Below are 22,241 nucleotides of genomic sequence, written 5' to 3' on the forward strand. Positions count from 1 at the left end.
AATGTGGGGGTGCCTCCATGGGGGGCTTTATTGACATGCAACAGCTGCACGATGAGTTGCTCACCCACCTCATCAAGACCCTTACGCCAACGCAGATGAAGCAGCTGGAACCGCACCTGGCGCCCTTGGTGCAGAACGCCGCCCAGGCCGTGGCCGAAGACCTGATCGCCTACGCCTACCGTGACCCGGCGTCGCGCGGGCGCGGCGAACTGATCCTGGAGTCCTACGCCTCGTTCAAGGCCGTGCTGTTCTATCGCCTGGCGCACCTGGTGTGGAATTTCCCGGACCAGACCAACGGCGTGTTTTCACGCATTGCCCTCAAGCTCAGCAACCAGGGCAAGATCCTCTCCGGCGCCGAGATCCACCCGGCCGCGCGCATCGGCCGGCGCTTTGTGCTCGACCATGGCTACGGCACCGTGATCGGCGAGACCTGCGAGATCGGCAACGACTGCTACATCCTGTGCGGCGTGACCCTCGGTGCCCGTGGCATTGCCAACAACCCGGACGGCAAGCGCCACCCGCGCCTGGGCAACAACGTCGAGATCGGCTCCGGCGCACGCGTGCTGGGTTATGTGCTGATCGGCGACGACGTGTTCATCAGCCCCTCCTGCGTGATCACCCAGGACGTGCCGGCGGGCACCAAGGTCAAGGTGGTGAACCAGGTGCAATTGCAAAAAAACGACGAGTCGGACCATAGCAACTACCTCGGGGCCTTCGCCCTCGACGAGCGCCTGCACGTGGTCGGCGAGATCAATGCCAACCACAAGGTCACCGTGCTGGACGCCGACTTTCACCCCTTGCAGGGGTTGTTGCTCGAACCCACGGTGAAAGAACGCCATCACCTGCAGTTCCGCCTGCACCGCATCGACTCGGACGGCTACCTGCCGCGCCTGCCGCTGAACCTCAAGGTCTGCGGCCCGGAATTTGAAATCACCCTGCTATCCCCCCCTGGCTTGAGCGCAATGGTGCGTCATTTATTGCAAGCCAGCCCACTGATCGTCCGAGGTTGAACATGTCCGTGCACACCATGGAAACCCTGGCGCTGTTTGACAGCGCGCCCTACCAGAACGCATTCAGCGCCCGGGTGATTGCCGTCAGCGAACACGGCATTGCCCTGGAACACACGTTGTTCTACCCCACCGGCGGCGGGCAACCGGGCGACACCGGCCACTTAACCCTGGCGGACGGCACGCGGGTCGAGGTGGTCGGTACGGTACGCGACCCGGTGCTGCGTTCGATCATCTGGCACCAGGTGGAACACTGCCCCGAACAATTGACCGCCGGTGTGCAAGTCGACGCCGGCCTCGATTGGGAGCGACGCTACCAGCACATGAAGATGCACACCTGCCTGCACCTGTTGTGCTCGCTGATCGATGCCCCCGTGACCGGCTGCAGCATCAGCGCCGACAAAGGCCGCCTGGACTTCGACCTGCCGGAAATGACCCTCGACAAAGACAGCCTCACCCGCGACCTCAATGCGCTGATCGAACAGGCCCACACGGTAAAGGCCCTGGCGATGCCCGCCTCGGAATACGCCACCCTGCTGCAGATCACCCGCACCCAGGCGGTCGCGCCGCCAGTGATCCAGGGCTCGGTGCGCATCATTGAAATCGCCGGCATCGACATCCAGCCCTGCGGCGGCACCCACGTGATCAACACCGAGGAAATCGGCCGGGTGTTCTGCGAGAAGATCGAGAAGAAGAGCAAACACAACCGGCGGGTGATCCTGCGCTTCGAGTAATGGCCACGCGGCTGGGGAGCCAACCCCCCGGCCGCTTTTCGTACAGCGAACTGACAGGAAATTTATCCGCCTTGTAACATTCAGAAACGTAGAATCTCGCCAGCAGGTCATCGTCCTGATGCACTGCCACCTGACTCTCGGAGAAAGAGCGCCCGCCCCTTCTCGCGGGGTCTTTCGAACAGAAGCCAAGCTCACCCCACCGCTCCCCTGAACCTGAACGCTGCAGGAATGACTGCCTATGAATAAAGTGCTCCGTCACTACATACCAGCATCCACCATGCGCTTGCTGCCCAACCGTTGGGATTTGGTCGCCCTGCCGCTGGTGATCGGCTTTCTGCTGTTTTTTTCCATCACTGCGCGGGAAACCTGGGCCCCCATCGAGACGCTGCAGAGCGAGGTCATTTCCCTCGACCCCGCCAACCTGCCGGAATATGCGATGCGCACCACCCTGCGCATGCTCGCGGCGATGGTCGCGGCGCTGATCTTCACCCTGCTCTACGGCACCCTGGCCGCCAAAAGCCGGCGCGCCGAAAAACTGCTGGTGCCCGTGCTCGACATCCTGCAATCGGTGCCGGTGCTCGGTTACATCTCGTTTACCGTGACCTTCTTCCTGCTGCTGTTTCCCGGCCGCGTACTGGGCGCAGAGTTCGCGGCGATCTTCGCGATCTTCACCAGCCAGGCCTGGAACATGACGTTCAGCTTCTACCAGTCGCTGCGCATGCTGCCCCATGACCTGGTGGAAGTGTCCACCAACCTGCGGCTGTCCGGCTGGCAACGCTTCTGGAAGCTCGACGTGCCGTTCGCCATGCCGGGGCTGGTGTGGAACATGATGATGAGCATGTCCGGCGGCTGGTTTTTCGTGGTCGCCTCCGAAGCCATCACCGTCGGCGACAAGACCATCACCCTGCCCGGCATCGGTTCGTACCTGGCCTTGGCCATTGCCCAGAAAGACCTGCATGCCGTGGGCTATGTGATCCTGGCGATGATCGCGGTGATCCTGATCTACGACCAGTTCCTGTTCCGTCCACTGATGGCCTGGGCCGACAAGTTCCGCATGGAAACCACCGCCTCCCAGGGCGCTGCGCCGCAATCCTGGGTGTTGAACCTGATCCAGCGCACGCGCATGGTCCAACGCATCCTGCGCCCCATCACCCGCGCCATCGGCCGCATCGGCAACAAACCCTTCAGGCTCGCTGGCGGCGCGTTCAAGGCATTGCCGAGCGAATCGTCGGCAGCGTCCAAGGTGATCGATTGGGTATGGGGCGGGTTGATTGGCCTGCTCACGGCCTACGCGCTGTACCACATCGTGCAGTACGTCGGCACCGAAGTGACCTTCGCCGAGGTCGGCCATGTCTTCGTGCTCGGTTTGATCACCCTGCTGCGAGTGACCGGCCTGATCCTGATTGCCTCGCTGATCTGGGTGCCGCTGGGCGTGATGATCGGCCTGCGTCCGCGCCTGGCGCAAAAGATCCAGCCCGTGGCGCAGTTCCTCGCGGCGTTTCCGGCGAACCTGCTGTTCCCGGTGTTCGTCATTGTGATCCTGCACTACCACCTCAACCCGGACATCTGGCTCAGCCCGCTGATCGTCCTGGGCACCCAGTGGTACATCCTGTTCAACGTGGTGGCCGGTGCCAGCGCGTTTCCCAATGACTACAAGGAAGCCGCCGCCAACTTCCGCATTCGCGGCTGGCTGTGGTGGCGCAAGGTGATGCTGCCGGGCATTTTCCCGTACTACGTCACCGGCGCGATTACCGCATCGGGTGGCGCATGGAACGCCAGCATCGTTTCCGAGTATGTGTCCTGGGGCCAGGACAATGTGGTCGCCCACGGCCTTGGCGCCTACATTGCACAAACCACCGCGGCGGGCGACTTCCCGAAAATCGCCCTGGGCGTGGTGGTGATGTCGATCTTTGTGGTGGTCTTCAACCGTGCGGTCTGGCGCCCGATGTACGCCATGGCTGAGAACAAACTGCGTCTGAATTGAGGGGCAATTTGCCGAGATGAGTACCTATACCGAACACACTGCCGACACCCCGCAAATCTACTCGCTGAAAAATGTGAACCGGGTGTTCGGCAAAGGCAAGGACGAGCTGCAAGTGCTCAGCGGCGTGGACCTGAACCTGCACGAAGGCGAGATCGTCGGCATGCTCGGCCGTTCCGGTTCCGGCAAGTCGACCTTGCTGCGCATTATTGCCGGGCTGATCCAGCCGTCGTCGGGCGACGTGCGCTACCACGGCGTACCGCTGACCGGCCCGGCCGAAGGCGTGGCCATGGTGTTCCAGACCTTTGCCCTGTTCCCGTGGCTGACCGTGCTGGAAAACGTCGAGGCCGGCCTGCAAGCCTTGCAGGTCGAACGCAAGGAAGCCCGCCGCCGTGCCCTGGCCGCCATCGACCTGATCGGCCTGGACGGTTTTGAAAACGCCTACCCCCGCGAATTGTCCGGCGGCATGCGCCAGCGCGTCGGGTTCGCCCGTGGGCTGGTGGTCAACCCGACCCTGCTGCTGATGGACGAACCCTTCTCCGCCCTCGACGTGCTCACCGCCGAAACCCTGCGCACCGACTTGCTGGAGCTGTGGAGTGGCAAGCAATTACCGATCAAATCGATCCTGATCGTGACCCACAACATCGAAGAAGCGGTGTTGATGTGCGACCGCATCCTGGTGCTGTCCTCCAACCCCGGCCGGGTGGTCGCCGAGATCAAGGTGCCGTTTGCCCACCCACGCAACCGCCTGGACCCGACGTTCCGGCAAATGGTCGATGACATCTACGCGCTGATGACCGACCGACGCAGCGCCGATGCCAGCGCCGGCAAGCCGGAGTTGAAGATGAGCAGCCTGCTGCCGGAAGTCTCCACCAACCTGATGGCCGGCCTGATCGAAACCCTGGCCGCCGAGCCCTACAACGGCCACGCGGGCTTGCCCACCGTGGCCGAGCGGCGCTTGCTGGAAGTCGACGACCTGTTCCCGGTGGCCGAGATGCTCGAGCATTTGGGCTTCGCCGAACTCAAGGGCGCCGACATCACCCTCACCGACGCCGGCAAACTGTTTGCCGACTACGGCACCCAGGAACGCAAGACCCTGTTCGCCGAGCACCTGATCCAGCACGTACCGCTGGCCGCGCGCATTCACCAGGTACTGCTCGAACGCAGCGGGCACCGCGCGCCACGGGTGCGTTTCGAGCAGGAGCTGGAAGACTCGATGACCGAAGCCTTCGTGGAAAAGACCCTGGAAAGCGTGGTGGCGTGGGGGCGGTATGCGGAGATCTTTTCGTATGACGACCACACCGAGACATTCAGCCTGGAGGACGTTGAAGGCAGTATGTAGTTAGTCAGGACCAACACAGTTCCAAATGTGGGAGCGGGCTTGCTCGCGAAAGCGGTGTTTCAGCCAGCACAGGTAGCGACTGACACTCCGCTTTCGCGAGCAAGCCCGCTCCCACACAAGCTCACTTCGACATTGAATCTCTGGTGTTTTCAGATTACGAACAGGTCCAAGAAGCGATTGACCGGCGTGGCCTCAAGCTTCGCCTGATCCTTGCACAACGCAAAAATCTCCCCGCTGCGCTGCGCGGTAAACCGCGTGGCCAGGTTGGCCTTGAACTTGTCTTCCAGCAATGCAATACCCTCCACCCGACGACGGCGATGACCAATCGGGTATTCCACCGCCACCTGCTCGGTGCTGGAGCCGTCCGTGAAAAACACCTGCACCGCGTTGGCAATTGAGCGTTTGTCGGCTTCCAGGTATTCGCGGCTGTAGCGCGGGTCTTCGACGATGACCATCTTGTCGCGCAACGCGTCGATGATCGGGTGCGCGGCGTGGAATTCATCTTCGTACTGCTCGGCCACCAAATTGCCAAACGCCAGCGGCACGGCGGTCATGTATTGCAGGCAGTGGTCACGGTCGGCAGCGTTGGCCAGTTGGCCGACCTTGGAGATGATGCGGATCGCCGATTCATGGGTGGTGATCACGATGCGCTCGATTTCATGCAGGCGATCCTTGACCAACGGGTGCAAGGTCACGGCGGCTTCGCAGGCGGTTTGCGCGTGGAATTCGGCGGGGAAGCTGATCTTGAACAGCACGTTTTCCATCACGTACGTGCCGTAGGGCTGGGACAGGCTGAATGCGCGTTTGTCTTCGGGCTTGAGGGCCAGGTCCTTGTTGGTGTGGCTGAACAGCACGTCGTAGAAACCCCATTGCGGCGCGCTCAAGACGCCGGGGATGCCCATCTCGCCACGCAGGGCGATGTCGGCCAGCCGCACACCGCGACTCGACGCATCCCCCGCCGCCCAGGACTTGCGCGAACCCGCGTTCGGCGCGTGCCGATAGGTGCGCAGCGCCTGCCCATCGACAAACGCGTGGGACAGCGCGGCAAGCAACTGCTCGCGACTGGCCCCCATCAGCTTGGCGGTCACCGCCGTGGAGGCAACTTTCACTAACAGCACATGGTCGAGGCCGACACGATTGAACGAGTTTTCCAGGGCAATCACTCCCTGAATCTCATGGGCCATGATCATCGCTTCGAGTACCGCACGCACAGTCAGCGGCGCCTCGCCGTTGGCCACGCGTTTTTGTGAGAGGTGATCGGCCACGGCCAGGATGCCACCGAGGTTATCCGAAGGGTGGCCCCATTCAGCAGCGAGCCAGGTGTCGTTGTAGTCAAGCCAACGCACGATGCAGCCGATGTCCCACGCGGCCTTGACCGGGTCCAAGCGGAACGAGGTGCCCGGCACCCGTGCACCGAACGGCACCACCGTGCCCTCGACAATCGGCCCCAGGTGCTTGGTGCACTCGGGGAAACGCAGGGCCAGCAGGCCGCACCCCAGGGTGTCCATCAGGCAGTTGCGGGCGGTGTCCAGGGCGGCCTGGGAATCGATCCGGTAGTTGAGGACGTAGTCGGCGATGTCCTGCAGGACCTGGTCGTAGTCGGGGCGGTTGTTCTGGTCGACATTGGCGCTCATGGCAGTGCTCCAAGAAAGGGTTGGGGTTAGTCCTCGGGCTCACGGTTGTTGAAAGCAGGTCTTGAATGCCTGCCTTGGAATAAAAACTCTACGTAGGTAGTCCCCTGTGGGAGCGGGCTTGCCCGCGATGGCGGTGTTTCAGTCGATACAGACTTCACTGACCCACCGCCTTCGCGAGCAAGCCCGCTCCCACACAAGCCCTATCCCACATTAGGGATGGGTGTTGGGCTTAGAAGGCGTCGCCGGGGATGCGCACGAAGCCTTCCATCAATACCCGCGCACTGCGGCTCATGATGGCTTTTTTCACTACCCACTCACCGTCCACCTGACTGGCTTCGGCGCCCACCCGCAACGTGCCCGACGGATGCCCGAAGCGCACCGCATTGCGCTCCACGCCACCCGCAGCGAGGTTGACCAGCGTGCCGGAAATCGCCGCCGCCGTGCCAATCGCCACCGCCGCCGTGCCCATCATCGCGTGGTGCAACTTGCCCATGGACAGTGCACGCACCAGCAAATCCACATCGCCGGCCTTGATCGCCTTGCCGCTCGAGGCCACGTAGTCCGCAGGCTTGGCCACAAATGCGATCTTCGGTGTGTGCTGGCGCCGGGCCGCTTCATCCAGTTGCTTGATCAGGCCCATACGCAGCGCGCCGTAGGCGCGAACGGTTTCGAACATCGCCAAGGCTTTCGGGTCGCTGTTGATCGCGCCTTGCAGTTCGGTGCCGGTGTAGCCGAGGTCTTCGGCGTTGATGAAGATCGTCGGGATGCCGGCGTTGATCAGCGTCGCCTTGAAGGTGCCGACACCCGGCACCTCGAGGTCGTCGATCAGGTTGCCGGTGGGGAACATCGAACCGCCGCCGCCCTCTTCGTCCGCCGCCGGGTCCATGAACTCCAACTGCACTTCGGCGGCCGGGAAGGTCACGCCATCCAGCTCGAAGTCACCGGTTTCCTGCACGGCGCCGTCGGTGATCGGCACGTGGGCAATGATGGTCTTGCCGATATTGGCCTGCCACACACGCACCACGGCCACGCCGTTGCGGGGCACGCGGGCCGGGTCGACCAGCCCCGCGCTGACGGCAAACGAACCGACCGCCGCCGACAGGTTGCCGCAGTTGCCGCTCCAATCCACGAACGGCTTGTCGATGGACACCTGGCCGAACAGGTAATCCACGTCGTGCTCGGCGCGGGTGCTTTTGGCGAGGATCACGGTTTTGCTGGTGCTCGACGTGGCGCCGCCCATGCCGTCGATTTGCTTGTCATAGGGGTCGGGGCTGCCGATCACCCGCAGCAGCAGGGCGTCGCGTGCAGCGCCCGGCACCTGCGCCGCTTCGGGCAGGTCCGTGAGGCTGAAAAACACGCCTTTGCTGGTGCCGCCACGCATGTAGGTGGCGGGGATCTTGATTTGCGCTACGTGTGCCATGGTTCCCCCTCAGGCCGTTGCCGCCGATTCCAGGAAGTCCTGGGCAAAACGCTGCAAAACGCCACCCGCTTCGTAGATCGACACTTCTTCGGCGGTGTCGAGGCGGCAGGTCACCGGCACTTCGACACGTTCGCCATTCTTGCGGTTGATCACCAGGGTCAGCGTGGCACGCGGGGTGCGTGCGCCGACCACGTCATAGGTTTCGCTGCCATCGATCTGCAACGTATGACGGTCGGTGCCCGGCAGGAACTCCAGCGGCAACACGCCCATGCCCACCAGGTTGGTGCGGTGGATGCGCTCGAAACCTTCGGCGGCGATCGCTTCCACACCGGCCAGGCGCACGCCCTTGGCCGCCCAGTCGCGGGACGAGCCCTGGCCGTAGTCGGCGCCGGCAATGATGATCAGCGGCTGCTTGCGTTCCATGTAGGTTTCGATGGCTTCCCACATCCGCGTGACCTGGCCTTCCGGCTCGATCCGCGCCAGGGAGCCCTGCTTGACCTTGCCGTTTTCCACCACCATTTCGTTGAACAGTTTCGGGTTGGCAAAGGTCGCGCGCTGCGCGGTCAAGTGGTCGCCGCGATGGGTCGCGTAGGAGTTGAAGTCGACTTCCGGCAAGCCCATTTTCGCCAGGTATTCACCGGCGGCGCTGTCGAGCATGATCGCGTTGGACGGCGACAGGTGGTCGGTGGTGATGTTGTCCGGCAGCACCGCCAGCGGGCGCATGCCCTTGAGCGGACGGGCGCCGGCCAGCGCGCCTTCCCAGTAAGGCGGGCGACGGATATAGGTGCTTTGCGGACGCCAGTCGTACAGCGGCGCGACTTTGGGGCCGGTGTCTTCATGGATCGCGAACATCGGGATGTAGACCTTGCGGAACTGCTCCGGCTTGACCGAGGCCTTGACCACCGCGTCGATTTCTTCGTCGCTCGGCCAGATGTCTTGCAGGCGGATTTCCTGGCCGTTGGCGTCGACGCCGAGCACGTCTTTTTCAATGTCGAAACGGATGGTGCCAGCAATCGCGTAGGCCACCACCAACGGCGGCGAGGCGAGGAATGCTTGCTTGGCGTACGGGTGAATGCGCCCGTCAAAGTTGCGGTTACCCGACAGCACGGCGGTGGCGTACAAATCGCGGTCGATGATTTCCTGCTGGATCACCGGATCGAGCGCGCCGGACATGCCGTTGCACGTGGTGCAGGCAAACGCCACCACGCCAAAGCCGAGTTGTTCCAGTTCATGATCCAGGCCGGCGTCTTCCAGGTACATGGCCACGGTTTTCGAACCTGGCGCCAAGGAGGATTTGACCCACGGTTTGCGCGTCAGCCCCAGTTTGTTGGCATTGCGTGCCAGAAGGCCTGCGGCAATCACGTTGCGCGGGTTGCTGGTGTTGGTGCAACTGGTGATGGCCGCAATGATCACCGCGCCGTCGGGCATCTGGCCGGGCACGTCTTCCCATTGGCCACTGATGCCTTTGGCGGCCAGGTCGCTGGTCGCCACGCGCGCATGGGGGTTGCTCGGGCCTGCCATGTTGCGCACTACGCTGGACAGGTCGAACGTCAGGCCGCGCTCGTATTGCGCGCTTTTGAGGTCATCGGCCCACAGGCCGGTGTGACGTGCATATTGCTCCACCAGCGCGACCTGTTCGTCTTCGCGGCCGGTGAGTTTCAGGTAGGCGATGGTTTGCTGATCGATATAGAACATCGCCGCCGTGGCCCCGTATTCCGGGGCCATGTTGGAGATGGTCGCACGGTCGCCGAGGGTCAGGGCCGAAGCACCTTCGCCAAAGAACTCCAGCCACGCGCCCACCACTTTCTGTTTGCGCAGGAACTCGGTCAGCGCCAGCACCATGTCGGTGGCGGTGATGCCCGGTTGCAGCTTGCCCGTCAGCTCGACACCGACGCTTTCCGGCAGGCGCATCCACGAGGCGCGGCCGAGCATCACGCTTTCGGCTTCGAGGCCGCCGACGCCGATGGCGATCACGCCCAACGCGTCCACGTGCGGGGTGTGGCTGTCGGTGCCGACACAGGTATCCGGGAAGGCCACGCCGTCACGCACCTGGATCACCGGGGACATTTTCTCCAGGTTGATCTGGTGCATGATGCCGTTGCCCGGCGGAATCACGTCGACGTTCTTGAAGGCTTTCTTGGTCCACTCGATAAAGTGGAAGCGGTCTTCGTTGCGCCGGTCTTCGATGGCGCGGTTCTTCTCGAACGCGTCCGGATCAAAACCACCGGCTTCGACGGCCAGGGAGTGGTCGACGATCAATTGCGTCGGCACCACCGGGTTGACCTGCGCCGGGTCGCCGCCTTGCTGGGCGATGGCGTCGCGCAGGCCGGCGAGGTCGACCAGGGCGGTCTGGCCGAGGATGTCATGGCACACCACACGGGCCGGGAACCACGGGAAGTCGAGGTCACGCTTGCGCTCGATCAGTTGGCGCAGGGACGCATTGAGGGTGGCCGGGTCACAGCGACGCACGAGGTTTTCGGCGAGCACGCGGGAGGTGTAGGGCAAGGTGGCGTAGGCACCGGGGGTGATGGCCTCGACAGCCGCGCGGGCGTCGAAGAAATCCAGGCGGCTGCCGGGGAGCGGTTTGCGAAATTCAGTGTTCATCGTCAGGACTCGGTCACGGTAGTTGCAAAAGGAAGACCTGTGCCTATCCAGAATTGAAATGCGATCCCAGTGTGGGAGCGGGCTTGCTCGCGAAAGCGGTGTGTCATTCAACACACCTGCGACCGAGACACCGCTTTCGCGAGCAAGCCCGCTCCCACATTTGATCCGGTTTCCAATTCAGGGTCGCCGGTCTTCTTACTCAGCGACGTTCGATTGCCACGAACTTGCGCTGTTCTACGCCGATGTACTCGGCGCTTGGACGGATGATGCGGTTGTTGGCACGCTGCTCGAACACATGCGCAGCCCAGCCGGTCAGGCGCGAGCAGACAAAGATCGGCGTGAACAGCTTTGTCGGGATACCCATGAAGTGGTACGCCGAGGCATGGTAGAAGTCGGCGTTGGGGAACAGCTTCTTCTGCTCCCACATGGTCTTGTCGATGGCTTCGGACACCGGGAACAACACGGTGTCGCCCACTTCGTCAGCAAGCTTTTTCGCCCAGCCCTTGATCACTTCATTGCGCGGGTCGTTGTCTTTGTAGATCGCGTGGCCAAAGCCCATGATCTTGTCCTTGCGCGCCAGCATGCCGAGGGTGCCTTCGACCGCTTCTTCAGCGGACGAGAACCGCTCGATCATTTCCATCGCCGCTTCGTTGGCACCGCCATGCAGCGGGCCGCGCAGGGAGCCGATGGCGGCGGTGACGCAGGAATACAAGTCCGACAGGGTCGACGCACACACCCGGGCGGTGAAGGTCGAGGCGTTGAATTCGTGTTCGGCATAGAGGATCAGCGACACATTCATCACCTTGACGTGCAGCTCGCTCGGCTTCTTGCCGTGCAACAGGTGCAGGAAATGCCCGCCAATGCTTGGCTCGTCGGTCACGCAGTCGATGCGCTGGCCGTCGTGGCTGAAGCGATACCAGTAGCACATGATCGCCGGGAAGGCGGCGAGCAGGCGGTCGGTGACGTCGCGTTGCACGCTGAAGTCGGTTTCCGGCTCGATGTTGCCCAGGAACGAGCAACCCGTGCGCATCACGTCCATCGGGTGGGCGTCGGCGGGGATGCGTTCCAGCACTTCCTTCAGGGCTTGGGGCAGGTCGCGCAGCTTGCTCAGCTTGGCACTGTAGGCGGCCAGTTCGGCCTTGCTCGGCAGTTCACCGTACAGCAGCAGGTAGGCGACTTCTTCAAACTGCGCATCGGCGGCCAGTTCGCGCACGTCGTAGCCGCGATAGGTCAGGCCGGCACCGGCCTGGCCCACGGTGGACAGTGCGGTCTGCCCGGCCACCTGGCCACGCAGGCCGGCGCCGCTCAGTACTTTTGCTTCAGCCATGTCTGTTCTCCAATCTTGTACTTATAGGGAGTCGCGTGTGGAGCTGGGTTCGTGTGGGAGCGGGCTTGCTCGCGAAGACGGTGTGTCAGTCACAGCAATTACAGCTGATACACCGCTTTCGCGAGCAAGCCCGCTCCCACACAAGCCTGCTCCCACAAAATCACTTTTTCGCAGCAAACAACGCGTCGAGCTTCTGCTCGAAGGTGTGGTAGTCGATGCGGTCGTACAGTTCCATGCGGGTTTGCATGGTGTCGATCACGTTCTGTTGGGTGCCGTCGCGACGGATCGCGGTGTATACATTCTCGGCGGCCTTGTTCATGGCGCGGAATGCCGAGAGCGGGTACAGCACGATGGAAACATCGGCAGATTTCAACTGTTCGGTGGTGTACAGCGGCGTGGCACCGAATTCGGTGATGTTGGCCAGGATCGGGGCTTTCACACGGGCGGCGAACAGCTTGTACATCTCCAGTTCCGTGATGGCTTCAGGGAAGACCATGTCGGCGCCGGCCTCGATGCAGGCGGCGGCACGCTCAAGGGCGGACTCCAGGCCTTCCACCGCGAGGGCGTCGGTGCGCGCCATGATCACGAAGCTGTCATCGGTGCGCGCATCCACGGCGGCCTTGATGCGGTCGACCATTTCCTGCTGGGACACGATTTCCTTGTTCGGGCGGTGGCCGCAGCGCTTGGCACCGACCTGGTCTTCGATGTGGATGGCGGCAGCGCCGAACTTGATCATCGACTTGACCGTACGCGCCACGTTGAACGCCGAGGAGCCGAAACCGGTGTCCACGTCCACCAGCAGCGGCAGATCACACACGTCGGTGATGCGGCGCACGTCGGTGAGCACGTCATCCAGGCCGGTGATGCCCAGGTCCGGCACCCCTAGGGAACCTGCCGCAACCCCGCCACCCGACAGGTAAATGGCCTTGAATCCGGCGCGCTTGGCCAGCAGCGCGTGGTTGGCATTGATCGCGCCAACCACTTGCAGCGGGTGCTCACTGGCGACGGCGTCACGGAAACGCTGGCCTGGGGTGCTCTTGTTATTGGAACTCATCATTCACCTCGTGATTGGGCTGCGCCGTCGGGGAAGTGACGGGCAATGTTGCGTTTGGATGCGCCGATGTGGCGGCGCATCAACAGTTCGGCCAGTTCACCGTCGCGATCGGCAATCGCGTCCAGAATCCGGTGGTGTTCGGCAAAGGCCTGGCGTGGACGATTGGGTGTGGCGGAGAACTGGATGCGGTACATGCGCACCAACTGGTACAGCTCGCCGCAGAGCATTTGCGTGAGGGTGCGGTTGCCGGCGCCCTGGATGATCCGGTAGTGGAAGTCGAAATCGCCTTCCTGCTGGTAGTAGCCGACGCCAGCCTGGAATGCGGCGTCGCGTTCGTGGGTATGCAGCACTTGGCGCAGTTCTTCGATTTCGGCGTCGGTCATGCGCTCGGCCGCCAGGCGGCAGGCCATGCCTTCGAGGGATTCGCGGATTTCATAGAGTTCGATCAACTCGGCGTGGCTCAACGACACCACCCGCGCGCCAACATGCGGTATGCGCACCAGCAGGCGCTGGCCTTCCAGGCGGTGGATCGCCTCACGCAGCGGGCCACGGCTGATGCCGTAGGTGCGCGCCAGCTCCGGCTCGGAGATCTTGCTGCCGGGGGCAATCTCGCCCTTGACGATGGCGGCCTGGATACGGCGGAAGACGTTCTCAGACATGGTCTGGGATTCGTCCGTTGTCGCCACCGAGGCTTCCGCTTGATCCAGCATATTGTCGACACCTTTAAAATCAATGTGGCAAAAACTAGCCAATCAAGCCTGGATAGTCAAAGAATAAATCCACATTGTCGACAATCGTCTAATAACCCCCTTCACACTTGATAAGGGCATGGCCGCCTGCCAGCGCTGGCGCCAAAAAAGCATCATGTTAGAATGCCCGCCGCTTTTGCCTGACATCACCTGATGAAAAGGCGCACGAGGGAGTTTGCGCAGCAATGCCAGTCGCCTTGAATTGAACATCGCACTGTACAGCCTCGGGATTTATGAGACTCAAGCCCTTCCTTCTATTGATCAGCCTCTTGACCCTACCAAGCCTTGGCGTTGCCGCCGAGAAGACTGTGTATGGCCTGAACGAATACGCCAAGCTGGCGGGTATCGACCTCGAAGTCGCCGCCAAACTCGACACCGGTGCCAAGACCGCCTCCCTCAGTGCCCGCGACATCAAGCGCTTCAAGCGCAATGGTGAATCCTGGGTACGCTTCTACCTGGCCATCGACACCGCCCATTCCCACCCCATCGAACTGCCCTTGGCCCGCGTCAGCAAGATCAAGCGCCGCGCCGGTGACTACGACCCCGATGAGGACAAGAAATACACCGCCCGTCCGGTGATTGCCCTCGACGTCTGCATGGGCAACGCTTTACGCAGCATCGAAGTGAACTTGACTGACCGTAGCGCATTCCAATACCCGCTGCTGATCGGCTCCGAAGCCTTGAAACGCTTTGATGCGCTGGTCGACCCCAGTCTTAAATACGCAGCAGGCAAACCCGCCTGCGCCGCCGACGCTTATACCGCCGAGTAAACCGAATGCGCTCTCTGACCCTGCACCTGAAAATCCTGATCACCATCCTGGTGGTGTTGGGTATTTCGGTCACCGCCTACCAGATTTTCGTGCTGGGGATCCCCGTTACCGAGGACGCCACCGACGACTTGTGGAATATCGACGCCAAGGTCGAGTTCGTCGCCAACCCGAAGGACCCGGTGAAGATCCAAATGTTCGTGCCGCCGCTGAGCCGCGACTTCGTCAGCCTCAACGAGAGCTTCATCTCGAACAACTACGGGGTCAGCGTCAACCGCATCGACGGCAACCGCAAGGTGACCTGGTCGGCGCGCCGCGCCAAAGGCAACCAGACCCTGTATTACCGCCTGGTGCTGACCAAGCGTTACAGCGGTGAAAAGGTCAAGATCAAGGGCCCGACCTTCCGCGACAGCATCGCCGTGGAAGGCCCGGAAAAAATCGCCGCCGAAGCCCTGTTGGCGCCGATCCGCCAGCACTCGGCCGACGTCGAGACCTTCATCACCGAAGCCATCAAACGCACCAACAACCTCAACGACGACAACGTGAAGCTGCTGCTGGCGGGCGACCCGTCGACGCCGCACAAGGCCAAGATCGTCGAGTTGCTGCTGTCCATCGCCCACGTGCCGGTGGAAAAAGTCCACACCATCCGCCTCGTCGCCGACCAACCGCAAACCCCGGAGCTGTGGCTGCGCAGTTTCAACGGCAATGACTGGCTGTACTTCAACCCGGAAACCGGCGAACAAGGCCTGCCCGCCGACCGCCTGCTGTGGTGGACTGGCGATGAAAACCTGATCACAGTGGATGGCGGCAAGAAAGCCATGGTGACCTTCAGCCTGAACAACAGCGAGATGAACGCGATTCGCCTGGCCAAGCTGACGGACGAAAACACCGACGCCAACTTCCTCGAATACTCGTTGTACGGCCTGCCGCTGCAAACCCAGCAGACCTTCATGATCATGGTGATGATCCCGATCGGCGTGCTGGTGATCCTGATCCTGCGCAACCTGATCGGCTTGCAGACGCTGGGCACCTTCACCCCGGTGCTGATCGCCCTGGCCTTCCGCGAGACGCAGTTGGGCTTCGGGATTGTGCTGTTCACGATTATCACGGCGCTGGGGCTTTCGTTGCGCTCCTACCTGGAGCATTTGAAGTTGCAGATGCTGCCGAGGCTGTCGGTGGTGCTGACCTTCGTGGTGGTGCTGATCGCCGCCATCAGCCTGTTCAGCCACAAGCTGGGCCTGGAGCGCGGCTTGTCGGTGGCGCTGTTCCCTATGGTGATCCTGACCATGACCATCGAACGCCTGTCGATCACCTGGGAGGAACGCGGCGCCAACCATGCGCTGAAAGTGGCGATCGGCACGTTGTTCGCCGCGTCCCTGGCGCACCTGATCATGAGCGTGCCGGAACTGGTTTACTTCGTGTTTACCTTCCCGGCGATCCTGTTGATCCTGGTGGGCTTCATGCTGGCCATGGGGCGTTATCGCGGCTACCGCCTGACCGAGCTGGTGCGTTTCAAGGCGTTCTTGAAGGCTGACCAGTAATGTTCGGTTTCTGGAAGACCTGGAAAGCCCTCGAAGCGCGGGGAATCATGGGCATCAACCGGCGTAATGCCGACTACGTGCTCAAGTACAACAAGCGCAGCCTGTACCCGATCGTGGATGACAAGATCATCACCAAGGAACGGGCGATTGCCGCTGGCATCCACGTGCCGCAAATGTACGGAGTGATCTCCACCGAGAAGGAAATCGACAAGCTCGACGAGATCATCGGTGGGCGCAGCGACTTCGTGATCAAGCCGGCCCAGGGCGCCGGCGGTGATGGCATCCTGGTGGTGGCGGACCGCTTCGAGGGCCGCTATCGCACGGTGTCGGGCAAGATCATCAGCCATGAAGAAATCGAGCATCAGATCTCCAGCATCCTCACCGGCCTGTATTCCCTGGGCGGCCACCGTGACCGCGCGCTGATCGAGTACCGCGTGGTACCCGACCAGATCTTCAAGAGCATCAGCTACGAAGGCGTGCCGGACATCCGCATCATTGTGCTGATGGGTTACCCGGTGATGGCCATGTTGCGCCTGCCGACACGCCAGTCCGGCGGCAAGGCCAACCTGCACCAGGGCGCCATCGGCGTGGGCGTCGACCTGGCCACCGGCCTGACCCTGCGGGGCACCTGGCTGAACAACATCATCACCAAACACCCCGACACCACCAACGCGGTGGACGGCGTGCAACTGCCCAACTGGGACGGTTTCATGAAGCTCGCGGCCGGTTGCTACGAGCTGTGCGGGCTGGGTTATATCGGCGTGGACATGGTGCTCGACCAGGAAAAAGGCCCGCTGATCCTGGAACTGAATGCGCGGCCGGGGCTGAATATCCAGATCGCCAACGACTGCGGGCTGACCCTGCGCACCCACGCGGTGGAAGCACGGTTGGAGGAGCTGAAAGCGGCTGGCGTGAGCGAAACTCCGGAAGAACGGGTGAAATTTGTGCAGGAAATGTTTGGGCATATTCCGCCGGTTGAAGGTTGATCCGGCCCTCAAACTGTCTATCCCCGACATCCCCTCTAGGAGCTAGTCCTACAGGGGACTACAATGCCCTCCCCCGCGCCCATGGCTGATCCACCCCGCATGTCGACCTGTTCTGTACACCCGCTGCCCTACCGGACCAACCCCGTCGAGTATTTCGCAGCGATTCGCCATGCGCCTGGCGCGGTGCTGCTGGACAGCGGCCGCCCGGCTGCCGAGCGTGGCCGCTATGACCTGCTCAGCGCCTGGCCTGTAGAGACATTGACGGTATCGCCTGACGAAAACGGTAGTGATTTCCTGCAACGCCTGCGGGAAAACCTGGCGCAGCTAGGTGAGGCGGATTTGCCGGCCGGTTATGCACTGCCGTTTGCCGGCGGCTTGATCGGCTACCTGAGCTATGACTTTGGCCGGCACCTTGAGCAGATGCCCCATCTGGCAGCCGACGATTTACACCTGCCGGATGCGCGTTTTGGGCTGTACGCCTGGGCGCTGATCAGTGATCACCAGGCGCAGACCAGCCAATTGGTGTTTCATCCGACACTGCCCGCCAATGAGCGGCAACGGCTGATCGCGCTGTTCAGCGCTGAAGCCAGCGACATACCGGTGCCTTTCAAGCTTCAAGGCCCCATGGCCCCCGACCTCACCGCCGAGGCCTATCGACAGGCCATCGTGCGGATTCAGGACTACATCCAGGCCGGCGACTGCTACCAGGTCAACTTTGCCCAGCGCTTTCGCGCGCCGTGCAGCGGGGACCCGTGGGTCGCCTACTGCGCCCTGCGCGCAGCCTGCCCTACGCCTTTCTCCGGGTTCCAGAGCCTGCCCGATGACGGCGCCGTGCTGAGCCTGTCGCCGGAACGCTTCGTGCACATCAGCGAACGCCGCGTTGAAACCCGCCCGATCAAAGGCACCCGCCCCCGTGGCCTGACGCCAGAAGAAGACGCCGCCAACGCCGCCGAACTGCTGACCAGCCCCAAGGATCGCGCCGAAAACCTGATGATCGTCGACCTGCTGCGCAACGACCTCGGCCGCACCTGCCGCACCGGCTCGGTGAGCGTGCCGGAACTGTTCAGCCTGGAAAGCTACCCCAACGTGCACCATCTGGTCAGCAGCGTTGTCGGCACCCTGGCCGATGACAAGGACGCCCTCGACTTGATCGCCGGCAGCTTCCCCGGCGGCTCCATCACCGGCGCACCGAAGATCCGCGCGATGCAGATCATCGACGAGCTTGAACCTACAAGGCGCGGTTTGTACTGCGGCTCGTTGGTGTACCTGGACGTGCGTGGCGAGATGGACAGTTCCATCGCCATCCGCAGCTTGCTGGTCAAGGACGGGCAGGTTTGTTGCTGGGGCGGCGGCGGGATTGTCGCGGACTCGGAATGGGAGGCGGAGTACCAGGAGTCGCTGACGAAGGTGCGGGTGTTGTTGGAGACACTGGACGGTTTGTAGTGACTGGGCTGGCCTCTTCGCAGGCAAGCCAGCTCCCACACTTGACCGAGTTCCATCATGAGAATGCAGTCAAATGTGGGAGCGGGCTTGCCCGCGAAGAGGCCAGCCGCCGCGCTGAAAGCCTTACAGGCTCAACGACCGATTCGACGCTTTGATAAATTCCAGCTTCAAATCCTCAAACGTGTGCACCGCCGGGAACTGCGGGAACTCGCGGATCACATTCTCCGGCGCATGGAACAGGATCCCACGGTCGGCCTCGCCCAACATGGTGGTGTCATTGTAGGAATCGCCCGCAGCAATCACCCGGTAGTACAGGCTTTTGAACGCCAGTACTGACTGACGCTTGGGGTCTTTCTGGCGCAGTTGGTAACTCACCACGCGGTCGGTTTCGTCGGTGATCAGACGGTGGCACAGCAGTGTCGGGAAGCCCAGTTGGCGCATCAGCGGCTGGGAGAATTCATAGAAGGTGTCCGACAGAATCACCACCTGGAAGCGTTCGCGCAGCCAGTTGACGAACTCGATCGCGCCGTCCAGCGGCTTGAGGGTGGCAATCACTTCCTGGATGTCGGCGAGCTTGAGCCCATGTTCGTCAAGAATGCGCAGGCGCTGCTTCATCAGCACGTCGTAGTCGGGAATGTCACGGGTGGTGGCCCGCAGGGATTCAATACCGGTTTTTTCGGCGAAGGCGATCCAGATTTCCGGAACCAGCACCCCTTCCAGGTCGAGACAGGCAATTTCCACAAGACACTCCTATTTATATTGTTGACGTTGAGCGAGCAAAAGGACTGCCGAACTCTAGCGATTCAAGCTCGCGGCCGCAACGCAGGGCGGATTTTGATACCATCGCCCACCTATAGAGCGCTTAGCGCCACTGACCTTGTAGGAACCGTGCTGATGAACCAAGCCTTCGACGTCGCTGAACTCGCCGCGACTTATGCCAACAAGTCCGCCCAGGACATTCTCAAACTGGCGTTCAGCCAGTTCGGCGATGACCTGTGGATTTCCTTCAGCGGTGCCGAGGACGTGGTGCTGGTGGACATGGCCTGGAAGCTGAACAAGAACGTCAAGGTGTTCAGCCTCGACACCGGCCGCCTGCACCCGGAGACCTACCGGTTCATCGAGCAGGTGCGTGAGTTCTACAAAATCGACATCGAGCTGATCTCGCCGGACCAGACCAAGCTGGAACCCTTCGTCAAGGAGAAGGGCCTGTTCAGCTTCTACAAGGACGGTCATGGCGAATGCTGCGGCGTGCGCAAGATCGAGCCCCTGCGCCGCAAACTGTCCGGTGTCAGCGCCTGGGCTACCGGCCAGCGCCGCGACCAGAGCCCAGGCACCCGCAGCCAGGTAGCGGCGCTGGAAATCGACTCGGCGTTCTCCACGCCAGAGCGCACGCTGTACAAGTTCAACCCCCTGGCACAGATGACCAGCGAAGAGATCTGGGGCTACATCCGCATGCTGGAACTGCCGTACAACAGCCTGCATGAGCGTGGCTTTATCAGCATCGGCTGCGAGCCGTGCACCCGCCCGGTGTTGCCGAACCAGCATGAGCGCGAAGGGCGTTGGTGGTGGGAGGAAGCGACGCAGAAGGAATGTGGGCTGCATGCGGGGAACATCATCAGCAAGGCTTGAGGCTGATGCAGTAAACAATCTGGAATGAGCTTATGTGGGAGCGGGCTTGCTCGCGAATGCGGTGTATCAGTGATGAATGTATCAACTGACACTCCGCATTCGCGAGCAAGCCCGCTCCCACATTTGTTTTGTATTAGCCATTAGAGATGTACACACACGTGTAACTATCGGTGCCATTTATGTGTGCAATTTTTGCTTGTACGCACCAATACGTAACACCTCTTCCCGCCCATCTTTCCCGTTCGTGAATCGCCCTCTTCCCGCCAAAAAATAAATAGCTGTTCAATCGGTCAATTTATATTTCTTGTAATTCAGTCATTTATTTATCCCACCTACAAAAACGAAATTACCTACAGTTTTCATAGATCGAAAACTGGCACGCATGTGGCTTAAGGTGAAAAGCGCTTTGTATACAATAAATACAAAACCTACATACACTTTGCCATCTGCGGCTCTCCTGCGGATGTGCTGGAGCCTGCCGGAATGCGTACAAGTCTCTCGAATAACATCGCACTGGATCTGCCCTCCGCCCTCCACCCCGCGGCCGTCGACCCTGGCCCGCTGGTGCTGAGCCCGCGCCTGCACAACAAGGACCTGGCGCCCACCAAAGTCGAAGGGCGACGCTGGGGGCGCTACAGCATCTTTGCGCTATGGACCAACGACGTGCACAACATCGCCAACTATTCATTCGCCATTGGCTTATATGCACTGGGCCTGGGCGGCTGGCAGATATTGCTGTCCCTCGGCATTGGCGCTGCGCTGGTGTATTTCTTCATGAACTTGTCGGGTTACATGGGGCAGAAGACCGGCGTGCCGTTCCCGGTGATCAGCCGCATCAGTTTCGGTATTCATGGCGCACAGATTCCGGCGTTGATCCGCGCCGTCATCGCCATTGCCTGGTTTGGTATCCAGACCTACCTGGCCTCGGTGGTTTTCCGCGTGCTGCTGACCGCCATTCATCCAGGCTTTGCCGACTATGACCACGACTCGATCCTCGGTCTGTCCTCCCTGGGCTGGGCGTGTTTTGTGGCGATCTGGCTGGTGCAACTGGTGATCCTGGCCTACGGCATGGAAATGGTGCGCCGCTACGAAGGCTTCGCCGGGCCGGTGATTTTGCTGACCGTGGCCGCGCTGGCCGGTTGGATGTATTTCCAGACCGGCGGCAGCATCGCCTGGTCGATCCGCGAGCCGCTCAGCGGTGGTGAGATGTGGCGCAATATCTTCGCGGGCGGCGCGCTGTGGCTGTCGATCTACGGCACGCTGATCCTCAACTTCTGCGACTTCGCCCGCTCCTCGCCCTGCCGCAAGACCATCCAGGTCGGCAACTTCTGGGGCCTGCCGGTGAACATCCTGGTGTTTGCCGCGATCACCGTGCTGCTGTGCGGCGGGCAATTCCAACTCAACGGCCGGGTAATCGAAAGCCCGACCGAAATCATCGCCGCCATCCCGAACACCTTCTTCCTGGTCCTGGGTTGCCTGGCGTTCCTGATCGTCACCGTGGCGGTGAATATCATGGCCAACTTTGTCGCGCCGGCCTTTGTATTGAGCAACCTGGCGCCCAAGTACCTGAACTTCCGTCGTGCCGGGTTGATCAGCGCCACCGTGGCCGTACTGATCCTGCCGTGGAACCTCTACAACAGCCCGCTGGTGATCGTGTACTTCCTGTCGGGCCTGGGCGCGCTGCTGGGGCCGTTGTACGGGGTGATCATGGTCGATTACTGGCTGATCCGTAAAAGCCGGGTAGATGTGCTGCAACTGTATAGCGAAGACCCGAATGGCGCTTATTACTACAGCCGCGGGGTCAATCTGCGTGCCGTAGCGGCATTTGTTCCTGCGGCAGTGATCGCCATTCTCCTGGCCCTGCTGCCCGGTTTCGCCAGCGTGTCACCGTTCTCCTGGATGTTTGGCGCCGGTATTGCAGGGTTGCTCTACCTGCTGATCGCCAAGCGCCAGCCGTTCTACGCCGATGTCAGTGGCGAAAGCATTGCCGTCGATAACGTCAGCCATTAATCAAGGACATTCC

Annotated in this window: 17 protein-coding genes; 10 read left to right on the forward strand and 7 right to left on the reverse strand. The window is 61.7% G+C overall.

What is annotated here, in order from left to right; genetic code table 11:
• Positions 1 to 17: 17 nt before the first annotated feature.
• From IB241_RS04645 to IB241_RS04660, 4 genes are all read left to right on the forward strand, one after another.
• Positions 18 to 1,010: a serine O-acetyltransferase gene (locus tag IB241_RS04645; RefSeq protein ID WP_192297171.1), complete on the forward strand. Its 993-nt coding sequence runs from the start codon at positions 18 to 20 to the stop codon at positions 1,008 to 1,010.
• 2 nt (positions 1,011 to 1,012) lie between these two features.
• Positions 1,013 to 1,741 carry an alanyl-tRNA editing protein gene (locus IB241_RS04650; RefSeq protein ID WP_192297172.1) on the forward strand — a complete coding sequence of 243 codons (729 nt, stop codon included), beginning with the start codon at positions 1,013 to 1,015 and terminating at the stop codon, positions 1,739 to 1,741.
• A gap of 238 nt (positions 1,742 to 1,979) precedes the next feature.
• Complete coding sequence (locus IB241_RS04655) at positions 1,980 to 3,725, forward strand: ABC transporter permease (RefSeq protein ID WP_192297173.1); 1,746 nt, start codon at positions 1,980 to 1,982, stop codon at positions 3,723 to 3,725.
• Positions 3,726 to 3,741: 16 nt separating this feature from the next.
• The gene (locus IB241_RS04660) at positions 3,742 to 5,064 is read left to right on the forward strand and encodes an AAA-associated domain-containing protein (RefSeq protein WP_192297174.1); all 1,323 of its coding nucleotides are present in this window, start codon (positions 3,742 to 3,744) and stop codon (positions 5,062 to 5,064) included.
• A gap of 149 nt (positions 5,065 to 5,213) precedes the next feature.
• On the opposite strand, the gene prpD is transcribed toward IB241_RS04660, so the two are convergent.
• From prpD to IB241_RS04690, 6 genes are all read right to left on the reverse strand, one after another.
• Entirely contained in the window at positions 5,214 to 6,698 is a 1,485-nt protein-coding gene (prpD, locus tag IB241_RS04665; RefSeq protein WP_192297175.1) for a 2-methylcitrate dehydratase, read from the reverse strand.
• A 229-nt stretch (positions 6,699 to 6,927) separates the two neighbouring features.
• A complete protein-coding gene (gene prpF / locus IB241_RS04670; RefSeq protein ID WP_192297176.1) occupies positions 6,928 to 8,118 on the reverse strand; it encodes a 2-methylaconitate cis-trans isomerase PrpF in 1,191 nt (396 codons plus the stop codon).
• Between the two features lie 9 nt (positions 8,119 to 8,127).
• On the reverse strand, positions 8,128 to 10,722 hold the full coding sequence (gene acnD / locus IB241_RS04675) for a Fe/S-dependent 2-methylisocitrate dehydratase AcnD (protein ID WP_192297177.1): 2,595 nt from the start codon (positions 10,720 to 10,722) through the stop codon (positions 8,128 to 8,130).
• A 199-nt stretch (positions 10,723 to 10,921) separates the two neighbouring features.
• Positions 10,922 to 12,049 (reverse strand): 2-methylcitrate synthase, encoded by a 1,128-nt coding sequence (gene prpC / locus IB241_RS04680; RefSeq protein ID WP_192297178.1) that lies wholly within the window; start codon positions 12,047 to 12,049, stop codon positions 10,922 to 10,924.
• 160 nt (positions 12,050 to 12,209) lie between these two features.
• Positions 12,210 to 13,103 (reverse strand): methylisocitrate lyase, encoded by an 894-nt coding sequence (prpB, locus tag IB241_RS04685; RefSeq protein ID WP_027603670.1) that lies wholly within the window; start codon positions 13,101 to 13,103, stop codon positions 12,210 to 12,212.
• The gene (locus IB241_RS04690) at positions 13,103 to 13,813 is read right to left on the reverse strand and encodes a GntR family transcriptional regulator (RefSeq protein ID WP_192297179.1); all 711 of its coding nucleotides are present in this window, start codon (positions 13,811 to 13,813) and stop codon (positions 13,103 to 13,105) included. Before IB241_RS04690 ends, prpB begins: the two co-directional genes overlap by 1 nt.
• Positions 13,814 to 14,085: 272 nt before the next feature.
• On the opposite strand from IB241_RS04690, the gene IB241_RS04695 reads away from it, so the two are divergent.
• From IB241_RS04695 to pabB, 4 genes are all read left to right on the forward strand, one after another.
• Positions 14,086 to 14,622 carry an ATP-dependent zinc protease gene (locus IB241_RS04695; protein ID WP_192297180.1) on the forward strand — a complete coding sequence of 179 codons (537 nt, stop codon included), beginning with the start codon at positions 14,086 to 14,088 and terminating at the stop codon, positions 14,620 to 14,622.
• Between the two features lie 5 nt (positions 14,623 to 14,627).
• Positions 14,628 to 16,160, forward strand: coding sequence for an inactive transglutaminase family protein (locus IB241_RS04700; protein ID WP_192297181.1), 1,533 nt, complete (start codon positions 14,628 to 14,630; stop codon positions 16,158 to 16,160).
• On the forward strand, positions 16,160 to 17,146 hold the full coding sequence (locus tag IB241_RS04705; protein WP_192297182.1) for an alpha-L-glutamate ligase-like protein: 987 nt from the start codon (positions 16,160 to 16,162) through the stop codon (positions 17,144 to 17,146). The genes IB241_RS04700 and IB241_RS04705 overlap by 1 nt, the downstream gene beginning before the upstream one ends.
• A gap of 99 nt (positions 17,147 to 17,245) precedes the next feature.
• Positions 17,246 to 18,589, forward strand: a complete 1,344-nt coding sequence (gene pabB, locus IB241_RS04710) for an aminodeoxychorismate synthase component I (RefSeq protein ID WP_192297183.1) — start codon at positions 17,246 to 17,248, stop codon at positions 18,587 to 18,589.
• Positions 18,590 to 18,712: 123 nt separating this feature from the next.
• Here the strand turns inward: pabB and thrH are convergent, their stop codons facing one another.
• Positions 18,713 to 19,330, reverse strand: coding sequence for a bifunctional phosphoserine phosphatase/homoserine phosphotransferase ThrH (gene thrH, locus IB241_RS04715; protein ID WP_192297184.1), 618 nt, complete (start codon positions 19,328 to 19,330; stop codon positions 18,713 to 18,715).
• Between the two features lie 153 nt (positions 19,331 to 19,483).
• Here thrH and IB241_RS04720 point away from each other — a divergent pair, with 153 nt between their 5' ends.
• The gene (locus IB241_RS04720; protein WP_105522965.1) at positions 19,484 to 20,218 is read left to right on the forward strand and encodes a phosphoadenylyl-sulfate reductase; all 735 of its coding nucleotides are present in this window, start codon (positions 19,484 to 19,486) and stop codon (positions 20,216 to 20,218) included.
• A 483-nt stretch (positions 20,219 to 20,701) separates the two neighbouring features.
• On the forward strand, positions 20,702 to 22,228 hold the full coding sequence (locus IB241_RS04725) for an NCS1 family nucleobase:cation symporter-1 (protein WP_192297185.1): 1,527 nt from the start codon (positions 20,702 to 20,704) through the stop codon (positions 22,226 to 22,228).
• Positions 22,229 to 22,241 lie beyond the last annotated feature (13 nt).

This window comes from Pseudomonas sp. PDM05, assembly GCF_014851685.1.
Lineage (GTDB): Bacteria > Pseudomonadota > Gammaproteobacteria > Pseudomonadales > Pseudomonadaceae > Aquipseudomonas.